The sequence below is a fragment of the Ferruginibacter sp. genome (assembly GCF_049840995.1).
Classification (GTDB): Bacteria; Bacteroidota; Bacteroidia; order Chitinophagales; family Chitinophagaceae; genus Ferruginibacter.
In genome coordinates this window covers 621,092-637,215 of record NZ_JASGIP010000006.1, presented here as the reverse complement: position 1 = coordinate 637,215, position 16,124 = coordinate 621,092, and the positions used below count along the sequence as shown (strand labels likewise).

At 42.5% G+C, this 16,124-nt stretch carries 14 protein-coding genes; 10 read left to right on the top strand and 4 right to left on the bottom strand.

The genetic code is table 11. From position 1 onward, the window contains the following. The first annotated feature begins 49 nt into the window (after window positions 1-49). On the top strand, window positions 50-1,024 hold the full coding sequence (locus QM738_RS17850; protein WP_462278090.1) for a DPBB and LysM peptidoglycan-binding domain-containing protein: 975 nt from the start codon (window positions 50-52) through the stop codon (window positions 1,022-1,024). A gap of 5 nt (window positions 1,025-1,029) precedes the next feature. After that, window positions 1,030-2,241, top strand: a complete 1,212-nt coding sequence (locus QM738_RS17845) for a C1 family peptidase (RefSeq protein ID WP_462278089.1) — start codon at window positions 1,030-1,032, stop codon at window positions 2,239-2,241. Between the two features lie 46 nt (window positions 2,242-2,287). Here QM738_RS17845 and fmt read toward each other — a convergent pair whose 3' ends face one another. Continuing rightward, complete coding sequence (gene fmt / locus QM738_RS17840; RefSeq protein WP_462278088.1) at window positions 2,288-3,280, bottom strand: methionyl-tRNA formyltransferase; 993 nt, start codon at window positions 3,278-3,280, stop codon at window positions 2,288-2,290. Between the two features lie 279 nt (window positions 3,281-3,559). Here fmt and QM738_RS17835 point away from each other — a divergent pair, with 279 nt between their 5' ends. The 8 genes from QM738_RS17835 to QM738_RS17800 all read left to right on the top strand — a co-directional run bounded on the left by QM738_RS17835 (window position 3,560) and on the right by QM738_RS17800 (window position 13,609). Next, on the top strand, window positions 3,560-5,416 hold the full coding sequence (locus tag QM738_RS17835; RefSeq protein ID WP_462278087.1) for a transglutaminase family protein: 1,857 nt from the start codon (window positions 3,560-3,562) through the stop codon (window positions 5,414-5,416). Continuing rightward, window positions 5,413-6,996 carry a transglutaminase family protein gene (locus QM738_RS17830; protein ID WP_462278086.1) on the top strand — a complete coding sequence of 528 codons (1,584 nt, stop codon included), beginning with the start codon at window positions 5,413-5,415 and terminating at the stop codon, window positions 6,994-6,996. The genes QM738_RS17835 and QM738_RS17830 overlap by 4 nt, the downstream gene beginning before the upstream one ends. A 490-nt stretch (window positions 6,997-7,486) precedes the next feature. Continuing rightward, window positions 7,487-9,454 (top strand): PEP/pyruvate-binding domain-containing protein, encoded by a 1,968-nt coding sequence (locus QM738_RS17825; protein ID WP_462278085.1) that lies wholly within the window; start codon window positions 7,487-7,489, stop codon window positions 9,452-9,454. A gap of 162 nt (window positions 9,455-9,616) precedes the next feature. Then, the gene (locus QM738_RS17820; protein ID WP_462278084.1) at window positions 9,617-9,976 is read left to right on the top strand and encodes a hypothetical protein; all 360 of its coding nucleotides are present in this window, start codon (window positions 9,617-9,619) and stop codon (window positions 9,974-9,976) included. 187 nt (window positions 9,977-10,163) lie between these two features. Then, the gene (locus QM738_RS17815; RefSeq protein WP_462278083.1) at window positions 10,164-11,327 is read left to right on the top strand and encodes a sensor histidine kinase; all 1,164 of its coding nucleotides are present in this window, start codon (window positions 10,164-10,166) and stop codon (window positions 11,325-11,327) included. Continuing rightward, on the top strand, window positions 11,314-12,036 hold the full coding sequence (locus QM738_RS17810) for a LytR/AlgR family response regulator transcription factor (protein WP_462278082.1): 723 nt from the start codon (window positions 11,314-11,316) through the stop codon (window positions 12,034-12,036). The genes QM738_RS17815 and QM738_RS17810 overlap by 14 nt, the downstream gene beginning before the upstream one ends. A 146-nt stretch (window positions 12,037-12,182) precedes the next feature. Beyond that, window positions 12,183-12,770, top strand: coding sequence for an NAD(P)H-dependent oxidoreductase (locus QM738_RS17805; protein WP_462278081.1), 588 nt, complete (start codon window positions 12,183-12,185; stop codon window positions 12,768-12,770). 29 nt (window positions 12,771-12,799) lie between these two features. After that, window positions 12,800-13,609, top strand: coding sequence for an alpha/beta fold hydrolase (locus QM738_RS17800; protein WP_462278080.1), 810 nt, complete (start codon window positions 12,800-12,802; stop codon window positions 13,607-13,609). Between the two features lie 141 nt (window positions 13,610-13,750). Here QM738_RS17800 and QM738_RS17795 read toward each other — a convergent pair whose 3' ends face one another. The 3 genes from QM738_RS17795 to QM738_RS17785 all read right to left on the bottom strand — a co-directional run bounded on the left by QM738_RS17795 (window position 13,751) and on the right by QM738_RS17785 (window position 16,123). Continuing rightward, on the bottom strand, window positions 13,751-14,170 hold the full coding sequence (locus QM738_RS17795; protein WP_462278079.1) for a hypothetical protein: 420 nt from the start codon (window positions 14,168-14,170) through the stop codon (window positions 13,751-13,753). A gap of 286 nt (window positions 14,171-14,456) precedes the next feature. After that, on the bottom strand, window positions 14,457-14,978 hold the full coding sequence (locus tag QM738_RS17790) for a hypothetical protein (protein WP_462278078.1): 522 nt from the start codon (window positions 14,976-14,978) through the stop codon (window positions 14,457-14,459). A 269-nt stretch (window positions 14,979-15,247) separates the two neighbouring features. Continuing rightward, entirely contained in the window at window positions 15,248-16,123 is an 876-nt protein-coding gene (locus QM738_RS17785; RefSeq protein WP_462278077.1) for a transglutaminase family protein, read from the bottom strand. Window position 16,124 lies beyond the last annotated feature (1 nt).

Here is a 16,124-nt window from a genome sequence, read left to right as displayed (position 1 = left end):
CCTTATAAACCAACTAATTTTTGCATATTTGCAACTATAATAACCATAAATGAAGAAATTACTCTGCCTGTTATTTTTAGTGCCATTGTTTGCAGTTGCACAAAAAGTGATAACGCATACAGTGGGCCCCAAGGAAAGTCTTACCAGTATAGGACGCATGTATAATATTAATGGAAGAGAGCTTGCCAATTATAATAAAATTGATTACGATAAAGGCCTCACCATTGGCCAGGTATTGAAGATTCCTGTAAAAGATGGTGTGAAGATTCCAGCGGCACCTGCAAAAGAAACCAATGCCGCAAAAACGCCTGCACCTGTAAATGAAACTCCTAAAACAGTTGCAGCACCTAAAGAAAGTGGCACACCCATTTATCATACAGTAGCCAAAAAGGAAACGCTGTACCATATCAGTACGCTGTACGGTAAAGTGCCGGTGGCAGATATTAAAAAATGGAATAACCTTACCAGCGACGGTGTAAGTGAAGGTGCCAAGTTGATCGTGGGTTATAAAGCCGGACCACCTGCTAAAAACGAAGCGGATAAAAAACCTGCGGAGAAAGTAGTGGAAACAGGTAATGAAACAGCAGAAAAAACAAAACCGGAACCTAAAAAAGAAGAAGTGAAGCCTGTGCAGAAAGAAACACCGCCGCCACCTGTAAAAACTGTAGAGAATGTAGTTACAATGAAAGCGGCAGATTTTAAAGGCGGTTTGTTTAAAAATACTTACGACGATCAGACCAAGGGTAAACAACAGGTAACGGAAACCGGTACCGGTGGCATATTTAAGAGCACCAGTGGTTGGGAAGATGGTAAATATTACTGCCTGCACAATAATGCTGCACCGGGTACTATTTTAAAAGTTACCAATAATGCAACCGGTAAAACGGTATATGCCAAAGTACTGGATCTTATTACAGACATTAAACAGAACAATGGCCTTATTATCCGCCTTAGTAATGCTGCTGCAGATGCACTGGGTGTAACGGATAATAAACTGGACTGCACAATTAATTATTCAAAATAAAATTTATGATGAAGAAAGTGACCTTATCCGTGGTGAGCACTGCATTTTTTATTTGCGGGTATGCGCAACTGGTAGGCGGTCAAAATGATAAACCGCAAACAGTAACGCCTAAAGACCAGTCAAAAGTTGCCGGAGGGGGAGATAAGACCGGTTTTAATTTCACGGTTGAAAAAAGTTTGCCAGCCACACCTGTAAAAAACCAGGCCATGACGGGCACCTGCTGGTGTTTTTCAACTACATCGCTGGTAGAAAGTCAATGTCTTAAAAATAACCTGGGAGAATTTGACCTGAGCGAAATGTTCAGTGTAAGAAATGTGTACGTGGAAAAGGCTAAGAATTATATCCTGCGCCAAGGGCATGCACAGTTTGGTGAAGGCGGCCTGGGGCACGACCTGATAAGGGCTATCAGCTTGTACGGGGCCGTACCGGAAGAAGTGTATACCGGCTTAAAAGAAGGACAACAACAGCATAACCATATTAAGCTGGTAGGCAATCTTAAACGTTACCTGGATAGTGTACTGGCGATAAAACCATTGCCAAACGGATGGCTGGCAGGTTACACCCATATACTGGATACTACGCTGGGAAAAATGCCGGAAAAATTCACCTATAAAGGCAAAGCATACACCCCGAAAAGTTTTGCGGAGGAAGCATTGCATTTTAATGCGAATGATTACGTGAATATCACTTCGTTTACGCATCACAGTTATTATGAACCATTTGTGCTGGAAGTGCCTGATAATTTCAGCAATGGCGCTTACTACAATTTGCCGCTGGCAGAAATGATACAGCTGGTAAAGGATGCTGTAAATAAAGGATATACAGTGTTGTGGGATGCTGATGTGAGCAATGATGGTTTTCAGCAGGAATATGGGTCAGCAGTGAACCTTGAAAATATACCTACAAATATCATCAGAACAAAGGCGAGCATCTTTACCGGCGAAGTAAAAGAAGGAAAAGCAGATACAGCCACCCGCCAGAAATTATTTGAGAACCTTACCACCCAGGATGATCACCTGATGCATATTGTGGGCCTGGCAAAATCTAAGAGTGGTGGTAGTTTCTTCCTGGTGAAAAATTCCTGGGGCGATATTGGGCCTGCGCATGGATATATCAATGTGTCGGAAGATTATTTTGCTATCAATACCATCAGTTTGGTGATACCCAAAGCTGCACTCAGCAAATCATTGCTGGATAAATTAAAGATCGGTAAGTAAGCGAACAGATATAATTTTAAACGTCCCGTTTTTAACGGGACGTTTTTTATGATGTAAAGCGGTAGCCTCTTAAAAAATCTTCCACCAGCATTTTTTTCTTTCCTTCCAGTTGTAATTCTTTCACGGTAATATATCCATCTGTACAAGCAAATCGTAAAAATGTTTTGCCATCGGTTTCATAATTGCCGACAGCTAATTTTGGTTCAGTGATTTGCTTTTCGCTTTTGTAGATCTTCAATGTTTTACCATCCAGCATAGTAAATGCTCCCGGAAAAGGAGAGAGCCCACGGATTAAATTATGCACTTCTGCAACCGTTTTTGTAAAATCTATTTTGCAGGTTTCGGTGAATATTTTAGGTGCATGCTGGATTTTAGATTGCAGATTGGCGATTTCGGATTGGGGCGTTTCTGTAAGTAATCCTTCTGCTAAGCCTTTCACTGTTCTTACTAAAACGGCTGCGCCGATCGCTTTCATAGTGTCATGCACTTCACCAGCTGTATCATTTTCACCAATGGGGAAGCTTTCCTGCAATAAAATATCGCCGGTATCAATTTCATGTTTTAGTTTAAAAGTGGTAACGCCGGTTTGTTTTTCGCCATTGATCACTGCCCAGTTAATAGGGGCAGCGCCGCGGTATTGCGGTAACAAACTGCCGTGCAGGTTTACAGAACCCATGGGCGGCATATTCCACACCACTTCGGGCAACATGCGAAAGGCAACCACTATCTGCAGGTCGGCATTCAGTGACTTTAATTCGGCTAGAAAATCCGGGTTCTTTAATTTTTCCGGCTGCAATACTTTTAAATGATGTTCTACCGCGTATTTTTTTACGGCACTTTGCTGTAATTGCATACCACGGCCGGCAGGTTTATCGGGTGCTGTTATTACGCCGACAACGTTATACCCGGCATTTACCAGTGCATCCAGGCTGGCCACTGCAAATTCGGGCGTGCCCATAAAAACTATTCTTAATGGCTGAAGCGACATATCAAAAGTGGTGGCTTTGTTTTCTTTCTGTTTGAGTTTGTATTCTATCACAGCACAAAGATACAATAGAAAATTGCCCGCAGATTACGCGGATATCGCTGAAAATAACAAACAAAGATTGCCCGCAGATTACGCGGATATCGCTGAAATAACAAACAAAGATAGCCCGCAGATAACGCTGATTACGCAGAGAGAAGGCAAAATAAGGACCATCATCTGCGACATCCGCGACATCTGCGGGCCCCTTCCCAAATAAATTTTTAATTCCACCAATTCAATGCTATATTTAAAAAACGATTGCACGCTTATCATTTTTAAACCAATTTGATCATGGCAATACGGGTAGCAATCAGGCACAAAACAGTTTATACTTACGACAGGCCGGTGGCCTTATCTCCACACATTTTCCGGCTAAGACCCGCAGTGCATTCCCGGACCGCTATTGAATCCTATTCTTTCAAAATAGAGCCTAAAGATCATTTTATCAACTGGCAGCAGGACCCTTTTGGCAATTACCAGGCAAGAGTAGTGTTTCCTGAAAAAACAACGCAATTAAAAATTGATGTGGAAGTGATCGCCAACCTGGTAAGCATTAATCCTTTCGATTTTTTTGTGGAAGAATATGCTGAAAAATTTCCTTTTAAATACCAGGCGCAATTGCCCAAAGAATTGGTGCCTTATCTTGAAATAAAGGAAAGCGGCCCAAGATTAATGCAATGGCTGGATAATATAGATAAGGGCCAAAAACCTATCAACGATTTTTTGGTCTATCTCAATCAAAAACTGAATAAAGACATTAATTATTCCATCCGCATGGAACCGGGCGTACAGACCTGCGAAGAAACACTCGGGAAAGCATTGGGCAGCTGCCGCGATACAGCATGGCTTTTTGTGCAGGTATTAAGACATTTGGGTTTGGCTGCAAGATTTGTATCGGGTTACTTGGTGCAATTGGCCGCAGATGAAAAATCACTCGATGGTCCTTCGGGCCCGGCAAAAGATTTTACCGACCTGCATGCCTGGGTGGAAGTATATATACCCGGTGCAGGATGGATCGGCCTGGATGCTACCTCCGGTTTATTTGCAGGCGAAGGGCATATACCACTGGCATGTACACCCGATTATGCAAGTGCAGCCCCGGTAGTGGGGGCCAGGGATAAAAGCGAAGAAGTTTTTGAATTTGATAACAGTGTGACACGATTATACGAAGATCCAAGAGTTACCAAACCATTTACCGAACAGCAATGGATAGAAATCAATGCAGTGGGAGAGCAGGTGGATAAAGATCTTGCAGCAGGTGATGTGCGGATGACGATGGGTGGCGAACCTACTTTTGTTTCTATTGATGATATGGAATCGGCGCAATGGAATACGGCTGCGGATGGAAAGGAGAAGAGGGTCTTGTCACATGATCTTATTTTTCGTTTAAGAGAAAAGTTTGGTCCCAATGGTTTGATCCATTACGGACAGGGTAAATGGTATCCCGGCGAGCCCTTGCCTCGCTGGCAATATGGATTATTCTGGCGCAAGGATGGTTATCCTGTATGGAAGAATATTAACTTAATTGCACACGAAAAAGCAGCCAACAAATATACCAGTAAAGATGCCGGCGTGTTTGCAAAAGAGCTGGCAAAAAGCCTTGCTGTAAGCCCGGATAATGTAAGCGCTGCTTACGAAGATGTATTTTATTTTTTATGGACAGAAGGAAAGAACCCGGTAAATATTGATCCATTAAAATCGAATTTAAAAGATCCTTTTGAAAGGCGCACACTGGCGCAATTGCTCAACCAGGGCCTGGGCGATCCTGTTGGTTATATTTTGCCTCTGCAATGGAACTATTGGAACAGCCAGTGGCTGAGCTGCAAATGGGTATTTAACCGCGAACATCTTTTTTTAATTCCCGGTAATTCGCCTATCGGGTTACGGTTACCGTTAGAGTCACTACCCGTGGTTTCCAAAGCAAAAATGCCGCAACGGGTGGAACGCAGTCTTTTTGAAGAAGTGCCGGCACTGGATCATTTTCACGAAACGATCGCTGCCCGTTATGGCTCTATCAGCATTCATGAAGAGCCGGTGCAAAGAGTGCGCTCACAAGCAGTACCGAGGTCATTGACTGAAGCAGAAAAAAAGAAAATTGCAAAAGAAAAAAAGAAGAAGAGCCGGAAAGGGAAATTGCTTTTGAAGTGAGCACGGTAAAAACAGCTTTGAGTGTAGAAACAAGGGAAGGCCATATCTATGTTTTTTTACCACCAATGGAATACCTGGAACATTACCTGGACCTGGTGGCATCTATTGAAGCAACAGCCGAAAAACTGCAGATGCAGGTGCGTATTGAAGGATACGAACCGCCAAGGGATAACCGTATGGAGCGGTTGGTAGTATCACCTGATCCGGGTGTGATAGAAGTAAATATCCATCCTTCCAAAAACTGGAAAGAACTGAATGAGAATATCACGACCTTGTATGAACAGGCAAGACTTTCCCGTTTAGGTACCGAAAAATTTATGCTGGATGGGCGCCATACCGGTACTGGCGGCGGCAACCATATTACCATTGGTGGGGCCACACCTGCCGACAGTCCGTTGTTACGGCGACCCGATGTATTGCGCAGCCTTATTACTTTCTGGCAGCATCATCCCGGTCTGTCGTATTTATTTTCGGGTTCTTTTATTGGCCCTACCAGCCAGGCGCCCCGCTTCGACGAAGGGTTTGAAGACCGTTTATACGAAATGGAGATCGCCTTCAGCCAGGTGCCCGAAAAAGGTTTTGTGCCGTTCTGGATCACGGACAGGATATTCCGTCACCTGCTGACCGATATCACCGGCAATACACATCGTGCAGAGTTTTGTATCGATAAATTATACTCGCCGGATTCTTCATCAGGAAGATTGGGGATACTGGAGTTCCGCGCTTTTGATATGCCGCCGCATAAGCACATGAGCCTTTTGCAGATGTTGTTGATCCGTGCGCTGATAGCAGCTTTCTGGAAGAAACCTTATAAACATAAACTGGTGCGCTGGGGTACCGGGTTGTATGATAAATATTTACTGCCGCATTATGTGGAAAGGGACCTGGAAGATGTGGTGGAATACCTGAAGCAGGCGGGGTATGCATTTGATACCAGCTGGTTCAAACCTTTTTTTGAATTCCGTTTTCCGCATTACGGTTCTGTTACCATCAGGGATATTAAAATGGAGATACGCATGGGTATTGAGCCCTGGCATGTACTGGGCGAAGAAATGAGCAGCACGGGTACTGCAAGGTTTGTAGACAGTTCGCTGGAAAGGGTACAGGTAAAGTTGAACGGCATTAATGACAGCCGGTATATTTTACTCTGTAGCGGTATTCGTGTACCCCTTACCGGTACTGGTATAAAAGGAGAATATGTTTGTGGTATACGCTACCGGGCCTGGCAGCCACCGAGTGCATTGCACCCCACTATTGGAGTAGACACACCTTTAACTTTTGATATTGTGGATACCTGGAACGGGCGCTCGGTAGGCGGCTGCACGTATTATGTATCGCATCCCGGTGGAAGGAGCTATGATACTTTTCCTGTTAACAGCTTTGAGGCCGAGAGCCGACGTGTAAGCCGTTTTGGCAGTACACAGCATACGCAGGAGCCCCGTTTTGTAAGAACGCTCACTTCGGTAACAGAACATTACGTGGAAAATAACCGCCTGCCCTTTGTATTTGACGCACCGGTGGAAGAGATCAATAATGAATTCCCCTGCACACTCGATCTGCGGCTGAGGAAGGGGCTGTAATGATACTTTAAAAAAATACCATTACAACCTTACTCTTGTTTTTACTGCAGTGCGGGATCGGATCACTGCATTTTCTTTGTTAAGATCCGGATTAGAAACGGGCCAAATAATTTCCTGCTTTAACGGAATGCTTGCAGGAACGGAAGGGTTAACTTTTTTGCTGCTGTCCGCCCTTTTCGTTTGGGAAAAGCCGGCACTGGATACTACAGCCAGGGTAATTGCAAGGATAAGGTGCTTCATGTTTGTACTTAGTTAGGGTTGTTGATTTTATGAACGTAGCGTTTGAACGGATTATTATACAGCCTTAAAAAAATTATGATTTTCCTAACGCACAGTAGAATATTTTTTAATACTATCGCCGTAATTTGTAGAACTATCACTACAAATAATTATTTGCTGCTATGCAATAGGGGTAGCAGGGCTTGTTATATGTATGCTGCATTATGTAATCCTGGATGATCGTGCATCTGTATAGCATCAAATTTTAAAGATGGATCTTTTATTTTCTTTTGTGGGCAGGCGCTTGTGCAAGATGAGCTGTGCTGTTATTTTTCTTTGCCTGTTTACTAAGGCTACAACTGCACAGCAAAAGCCCTGTGCTTATACCGGCGGCACTGTAGATTACCTGCCGGCCATTAACTGTATGGAAGACCTGAATGTGCTGCAAAGCACGCCATTGAAAAGCACTTATGCCGGTATAAAAAGTGTGAAGCTGGTGTATGATCTTTATACCAATGCTATTTATTATACCAATTCGGTAAAATACCGCTTTCACTACGATTTTTGTTCCACCTATTTAAATGCTTACAACACACTGGAAGAATTTAACCGGGTGGAATACAGTAATGTGAAGTACCGCAAGTTTGCCATCTGCAATATCAATTATTACACATTCAGTGAAATTTACACACTGGAATTTTTTCCGGATGATGAGATACCACAGGCGGCTGTACAAAAGCTGCTGAATAAGATCAGGCAGACCAGTTATTTTGCGCCGCAACTTAAAATTGCCAATAACAACTGGCATACGCAACAGTGGGCCAATGTCTTTCCATTAATAAACCCGGATGAATTGTATAATGGCCAGCAGTACCAGGCGATGTTGACCGGAACTGCTTATGGCTACCTCCGTTTTTTTTCGAACGACAGTATGATGCAGAAAAATATCCGCGCAACTGATATTGCTGTGCTGGATCATTTACCTAATAACCTGCCGCTTTGTGCAGCTACGATAACTACGGTTTTTCAAACACCGCTCTGCCATATCAATATACTTTCGCAAAACCGGAATACACCCAACTGCATGATAAAAGCAGCTTTTACTGATAAGGCTATGCTGAAGTATAAGGATAAGCTGGTGCGTATAAAAATACTGTCAGACTCTGTAATTATTGATGCTGTAGCTGAGAAGGAAGCAAAACTGGCATGGGATAAAGGAAAAAAGAAAACAGTTGTAACGCTGAGTTGTGACAACGATTTCCGCAGGCTGGCAGATCTTAAAGACCTGGGTGTAAAAAGTATCAACACTGTCGGGGGCAAAGCTGCCAATATGGGAGAGCTGGCAAAGATAAAAATTCATAAAAAACAACCCTTACCCATACCCGAAATTGTATTTGCAATTCCTTTTTATTTTTACAACCAGCATATTCAGCAAAATCATATCCAGTCACTTATTACTGAGCTGTTGAATGACAGCAGTATCATTAACGATAAGGCCAGGCTTGCCGTAAAATTAAAACAGATCCGGGATAGTATTGAACACAGTCCCCTGGATGCGGCACTGGTGAAAATGGTGATAGATAAAATAGGCGCTGCAAGGGATATTAATTTCCGGTTCCGTTCTTCCACCAATGCGGAGGATGTGCCGGGATTTAACGGTGCAGGTTTATACGATTCCAAGACGGGCTGCGTGACGAGTGATAAAAAGCCCATTGACAAAGCCATTAAAGAAGTATGGAGCAGTTTATGGAAGCAACGTGCTTTTGAAGAGAGGGTGTTCTTTAATATCGATCAGCATAATGCTGCAATGGGCATTTTGGTGAACAAGGCTTTTGGTACAGAGGAAGCCAACGGCGTTGCTGTAACAAAGAACCTGTACCGCAACGATTATCCTGCTTTTACCATCAATGTGCAAAAAGGAGAAGTGAGTATTGTGCAGCCGGATGATAGTACCAGGGCCGAACAATTCCTGATCAATTTATCCAGTATCGTTACCGGCATACCCGGCGACCTTGCGGTGGATTATATCTGTTACTCTTCGCTGCAACCGGGCACATCATTATTAACAAAAGAAGAAGTAAAAGAACTGGCCACCTGCCTGCTGGCCATTAAAGATCATTTCTGGAAACTCTATCGCGGCAGAACCCGTGCTGTGTATGATAATTTTGGCATGGATGTGGAATTTAAACTGGACCGTGGTACAAGAAAATTATTTATTAAGCAGGCGAGGGTTTATTGATCGCATCATATTCATCTTTTTTTTGTCTGGCTGAAATCATTTTGTCGGCGATTTTACTCTTTCTGTCTTTTTACGGTTTACGCCCGTCTATTATCAAAATTTTCCACAGTTGGCTGTTTTAGTTTTGTTGCAACAAATCAATCATTATTAAAAGTTAGCAACATGAAAAATTTAAAACAGGCAACAATGATCGCAGCATTTATTTTGAGCTGCAGTTTCGCAATGGCACAGGAAGAAACAACCGGTGTGCAACCACGCCCAGCAAAATGGTTATCCGACAAAGGTTACTGGGTGATAGAGTCAAATGTGAAGACACCTAAAAGTTCTGTGGTGCATTTTTATAACCCTGCCAATCAACTGCTTTCCAGTGTGAAAGTAGAAGGGAAAAAACTAAACCCTGCCAGGAGAAAAACATTGAAGAACCTGAAAAAAGCACTGGAAGAAGCCGCAGATGCCAACACGCTCGCCAATACGCCTGCAAAACAGGAAGAGTTAGTGGCAATATTAAACGGAAAGAAATAATGCCATGTAAACAGTATAGCAGGCATTTTATTACGCCGCTGATTATAAAGCCTGTAAATTTTACAGGCTTTATTCGTCGACAAAAGCATTTCATCGACTGTTTTTAACAGTATAACCACGTTTGCAGCAATTTGTGGCAAACGGCTTTTAAAAATGGTGATTCTATATTAATTTGAGGGAGATTATTATGCAACAATACCCATTCATATTTTCTGATGACCGATCCTGGCGTATCAAACGGCACGTAACTTTCTGGCTGGTATGGTGGTTATTTATTGCTTTCCTGTATTCTTTTGTAGGGATCAATAGTGCAACTGCTTATTGGGTAAGGCTGCCGGCATCTTTGATAGATTCGCTGATATTCTTACTGGCACATATGTTCCTTACTTATTCGCTGATCTATTTTGTTATTCCACGTTTTGTAATAAAACAAAAATACTGGAAAGCGGCGATCTGGGTGGGACTGATGTTCTTAGTGGCTGCCGGCATATCCACTCTTTTATCAATGACACTCATCATCAAAGTAAAGAGCGCCCTGGGCCTGACTTACGAACAGCCGGAAAGAGATTTTACCAGGCAGGTATTCATGGGTTTAATGGCAGGCTTGCGGGGCGGCATTACCGTTGCCGGTATATCCTGTGCCATTAAATTAATGAAGTTCTGGTATTTGAAGGAACAGCGTAATCTTCAATTGCAAAAAGAAAATGTTGCTGCGCAGATGCAGTTGCTGAAGGCACAGGTACATCCGCATTTTTTATTCAATACGCTGAATAATATTTATTCGTACTCACAGGAAACTGCCCCAAGGGCGGCCAGGCTGGTAACCGGATTATCTGATATGCTGCGTTATATGCTGTATGAATGCGATCAGCCGCTGGTGCCGCTTAGTAAAGAAATAAAACTATTGCAGGATTACTGCTCTTTGGAAAAAGTACGTTATGGCAAGAATATCGACATACAGTTAAGCGTACCCGAAAATGATCCCAGTTTTTCTATAGCGCCCTTATTATTGCTGCCTTTTGTGGAAAACAGCTTTAAGCATGGCGCCAGTAAAATGGTGGACGGCACCTGGATCAGCATTACCATCACACTGGATAATAACCGGATGAAGATGAAAGTGGTGAACAGTAAGCCTTTGGAAGATGATGCTGTGCACAGCAAACCGGGTATTGGCATTGCCAATGCAAAGGCAAGGCTGGAATTATTATATCCGGCACGTTATATATTAAATATTACCAACGAGCCGGAAGTATTTATAGTAAACCTCAGCCTGGAGCTGGATAAACCGGCTGCTGCAGTTGCAACAGTACCTGTTGTGCAAAAAAAATTATTAGTACATGAACAGCAATAAAAAGATCCGGTGCCTGGTAGTAGATGATGAACCCCCTGCACGGGAGATCATAGCCCGTTATGTACAACAATTGCCATTGCTGGAACTGGCCGGAGAATGCAGTAATGCCATACAGGCACTGGCTTTTTTACAGCAATCCAAAGTGGATGTTATTTTTTTGGATATCCGCATGCCGCAGCTGAATGGCAATGATTTTTTAAAAACAATTAAGAATCCGCCTAAAGTGATCTTTACCACTGCTTATCCGGAATATGCGGTAGAAGGCTATGAACTGGATGTAGTGGATTATTTATTAAAACCCATCCCTTTTGACCGTTTTTTAAAAGCGATCAATAAGCTGGCATCACCCGAACCCATACCCGAAAATATAAATCCTGCTATTGCTGTTGATCCTCTTCCCACAGAACCCTTTGTATATTTCCGCGCCGACAGGAAAATGGTGAAGGTATTACTGCATGATATCCATTATATAGAAAGTATGAAGGATTATGTAAAGGTTTTTACTGCCGGCAACACCATTATTTCCAAACAGTCTATCAGTTCTGTGGAAGAAATGCTGCCTGAAAATAAATTCATCCGCACACACCGTTCTTTTATTATTTCTGTAGAAAAGATCCGCTCTTTTACCAACGAATTGATCGAAATAGATAAAGCGACCATTCCAATTGGAAAATTGTACAGGAATGGAGTCCTTAAAGTTTTAGGTTAAGCAGTATCGCTGCAGCGGCAGGATAAAAGGTAAATCCTTAACCATATTCTCCAACAGCTGAGCCATAGTTTTTTTTGACGCATTTGTGTCAGGTGTCCCTCTCTTTTACTTCGCAGCTTTGTGTTATCAAATTAAAACGATACACAATGGCAAAGAATATATTACTCGTCCTCGGTCATCCTTCTAAAAAATCTTTTAATAAAGCATTACTGGATGCCTATCAAAAAGGCGCCGAAGCTGCCGGCGCTGCGTGTAAAACAATTTATATCTCCGATCTGAAGTTTGATGTAAACCTGGCTGACGGTTATAAGACCGGCAAAGCCGATGAACTGGAGCCAGACCTGGCAGCCGCCCAGCAGTTATTCAAATGGGCCGATCACGTGGTATTGGCATTCCCTAACTGGTGGGGTGCTATGCCGGCCATTGCCAAAGGTTTTATCGACAGGCTGTTCCTTCCCGGCTTTGCTTTCAAGAACCATTCAGGCAAAAATTTCCCGGAACAACTTTTAAAAGGAAAAAGTATCAGGATACTGGTAACCATGGATACACCAAAGTTCTGGTTCTATCTCGTACACCGGGCATCACTTTATCTCCTACTTAAAAAAGTGGTATTTGGTTATGTGGGTTTCGATCCTGTGCGGTTCACCACTTTCGGGTTCATGAGAAAATCAACCGACAAACAAAGGAACCAATGGCTGCAAAAAGTTGAACAGCTGGGTACACAATTTAAATGATCATCTTTTAACAATAAAAATTAAACAAAATGAAAAGGACAATTTTATCAATGCTGTTTTCAGCATCCGCATTCTTCGCTTCTTCCTGCGCAAAAAATGATGCAGGCATGAACGCAAAACAAAACACTTATGTACTGGTACACGGTGCATGGCAGGCGCCTTATGTATGGGACGCAGTACGTACTGATTTAGAAAAAAAAGGCAACAAGGTGATTGTGGTTGAGCTGCCGGGCCACGGAGCAGATAATACCGCTACTTACACACTTTCCATTGATGCATACAGCAACAAGGTGATAGATGCCATTACTAAGGAAAGTGATAAAGTGATACTGGTGGGGCATAGTATGGCCGGCATGGTGATCACCAATGTAGCAGAAAAAATTCCTGTAAAGATCAGTAAGCTGGTGTACATCGGTGCTTTTCTTCCTGCACCCGGGCAAACTTTAGAAAATCTTTCTATGACTGATCCCGGCTCTAAACTCGGACCACAATTATCCCAGTCTGCTGATAAGTTGACACTGGATGTAAATAAGGATAGCCTTACCTATCTTTTTATTAATGATGGTTCAGCAGCAGCTAAACAAAAAGTACTGGATAATTACAAAGCTGAACCTGCCATCCCCTTCACCAACCCGGTTATGTGGACCAATGAAAAATTTGGCAGCGTAGATAAGGTGTACATCAAAACTTTGCAGGATATAGTGATATCTCCGGCAATGCAGGATAAAATGATCGCGACCGCAGACATAAAAACGGTTTACTCACTCAATACAAGTCATTCACCATTTTTATCACAACCAAAATCAGTTGCTGACCTGTTATATACTATCGGGCAGTAAACAGATTTTAAGCGAGTGTTTGTAACGGCCAACCATAAAACAGGTTGGCCGTTTTTTTATAATAGCGGCAAGCGGCAGCGCCTGATTTTTGTAACCGTCTGCTGGGGTCGGTGGGGACACCGACCACGGAGAAAAAATAAGTCATCGTTCCGGCCGTAAATGGGCCTTTCTAAAATGATAGTAAGAAAGCATTAACCCAAGGATAAAAGGAATATTCAGGATCACGATATAGATGAGCTCTTCTTTTTCCGTTGCAGCATTGATCTCATGGAAAAAAATAAAACAGATAAAACCAACAGGTAATAAAAACCAGGATAGGAAACTTAAAAGGGGATTGTTTTTTACATAAACAGACCCGCAAAGAAAAATGGTGGTACAAAGCAAGCTGATGATAATGCAGTAGACAAACGTGGTCATTAATATTACTGAATTGATGGAATCTTCAGTCAGCCATTCGCTTTTGTAACCGCTATTTTCAATTACAGTAAAGATAACTGTTGCAATCATTACAATAGCCGAAGGGTATACAGCTGCCCAGGCGTAATACTTTACTAAGTTCATTTGGAGTATATTTAAATGGTACGAAAAATTGGAGCATTTAATTATTCACTGACCCTCAGCACATCCTCCTCTCCGGTCGGTGTCCTCACCGACCCGAACGTAACTACATTTTGATGGCAGCAGTTTGTAACTTCTGTAACAGCCTGCTGTGTTCGGTGGGGGCACCGGCCACTGCAGAAGGAAATTGAACGCCGAGTCCAAACTGATGCGGCCTGCTGTACATAGCTGATATTACAATGTCAAACCTTGCTTCTGCAAATACTTGTTGGCTTCAGTTTTCTAATGCTTAATAACAAAAATCTGCAATTAAATTGGGTGAATAAATCTCGATTTTCTGAATATTCTTTCGATTCCTGTCGCATCTAAAAGAAATCCCTTTTGAATTGTAATGAATGTCTATACTGGCTTTAGAAGTGTCAGTAGCTTCTGGTTTTCCATAAACTGTAAGTATTTTATCAATATTATCCCTTATAAGACTTATGCCTTCTTCTGTTTCTGCGCCACAGGGATAGGATAACCCGATCTTTACAATAAGTGAGTTTTTTTCGTTTTCATTGTCCACAGTTTCAGAGATCACTGTTATTCTTTGTTTAGAAAAACTAAACCTGTTTGTAAAGTAAGTATGCTCACCACATGATATACCCTGAGTGAAATCGGCGATATCACCATATTGAGTAATGGCAGATTGAACATTACTACTATTTAAGATCAGCTTGCCTACTTGCTTTCCTGATTTTATTTGTATTGTCTTCTTAAATTGAAATCCGGATAGAGCCAAAACGAGCAAGATGTAAAGAAGGTTTTTCAATGAATGCTTTTTACAAAGGAATACTAAATTTAAGCAGTGGCTTTAAAATTGAAGTTAAAATTGAGGCAAATTTTTGTTGCCTACAGTTTATTTGTTCAGGCTGCTAAATTCAATGTCACGATAATAATCAGGCAGTATTATTTCACCCCCGGTCGGTGTCCCCACCGACCGGAAGGTAACTACATTTTGATGGCGGCAGTTTGTAACTTCTGTAACAACCTGCTGTGTTCCGTGGGGACACCGACCACGGAGGAAATTGCAGCATTCAATTATTCACTGACCCTCCGCACATCCACCGCCACCTTCATATCATGCGCACTGCTGCTCATGATAACGCCTTTCAAAGGAACAATGTCAAAATAATCCCTGCCCCAGCCAACGGTGATGTATTGTTCGTCGGGGATCTTGTTATTGGTAGGGTCAAAATCCACCCAACCCATACCGGGTATAAAGGCCGAGAACCAGGCATGAGATGCATCTACGCCGGTGAGCTTTTCCTTTCCTTCGGGAGCAATGGTCTCGATATAGCCACTAACATATTTTGCGGGCAGACCCATAGCATGCATGCAGGCAATGCCAAAATGTGCAAAGTCCTGGCAAACACCTTTTTGTTCTTTTAACACAATAGAAAGGGGTGTGGAGATGGTGGTGAAGCCTGGTGTAAAATCAAAATCGTTGTAGATACGCTGCATCAGATCATGCACGGCATCAAATAAAGAAAGACCGGGCGTGAAGGATCGTTGTGCATAAGCAGTAATAGCATCAAATGGCGCCGTCATAGGCGTGGCAGAAGAAAATTGTTTTTCAGTAATGTATTCACCGGGGGCATTTTGTAAAAGTTCTTTTGCTGCTTCCCAGGTGATATCACTTACAGGAATATTAAAAGATCCCGTTTTTTTCTCCACCATCGAATTTACTGTTACGGATAATGTATCATGCTCCTGCTCCACTACAAAATAAATGGTCTTGTTGCCAAAAAAATCGATGTGTGTGTCCAGTACTTCTGGTAGTGGAGCAATAATAATGCTGCTGCTTTTACAGGTTTGTGTATCGGTATCCCTTGGTGAAAGCACCGCGATATTATGACAAAGGCTCACCATTTCGTGGTAGTTGTAAGTGGTGGTATGTATGATATTGTACAACAAT

Excerpts from the sequence above, each read along its gene's own strand:
- QM738_RS17850 (WP_462278090.1), top strand. The coding sequence starts at position 50 with ATGAAGAAATTACTCTGCCTGTTATTTTTAGTGCCATTGTTTGCAGTT.
- QM738_RS17845 (WP_462278089.1), top strand. The coding sequence starts at position 1,030 with ATGATGAAGAAAGTGACCTTATCCGTGGTGAGCACTGCATTTTTTATT.
- QM738_RS17835 (WP_462278087.1), top strand. The coding sequence starts at position 3,560 with ATGGCAATACGGGTAGCAATCAGGCACAAAACAGTTTATACTTACGAC.
- QM738_RS17825 (WP_462278085.1), top strand. The coding sequence starts at position 7,487 with ATGGATCTTTTATTTTCTTTTGTGGGCAGGCGCTTGTGCAAGATGAGC.
- QM738_RS17820 (WP_462278084.1), top strand. The coding sequence starts at position 9,617 with ATGAAAAATTTAAAACAGGCAACAATGATCGCAGCATTTATTTTGAGC.
- QM738_RS17815 (WP_462278083.1), top strand. The coding sequence starts at position 10,164 with ATGCAACAATACCCATTCATATTTTCTGATGACCGATCCTGGCGTATC.
- QM738_RS17810 (WP_462278082.1), top strand. The coding sequence starts at position 11,314 with ATGAACAGCAATAAAAAGATCCGGTGCCTGGTAGTAGATGATGAACCC.
- QM738_RS17805 (WP_462278081.1), top strand. The coding sequence starts at position 12,183 with ATGGCAAAGAATATATTACTCGTCCTCGGTCATCCTTCTAAAAAATCT.
- QM738_RS17800 (WP_462278080.1), top strand. The coding sequence starts at position 12,800 with ATGAAAAGGACAATTTTATCAATGCTGTTTTCAGCATCCGCATTCTTC.
- QM738_RS17795 (WP_462278079.1), bottom strand. The coding sequence starts at position 14,170 with ATGAACTTAGTAAAGTATTACGCCTGGGCAGCTGTATACCCTTCGGCT.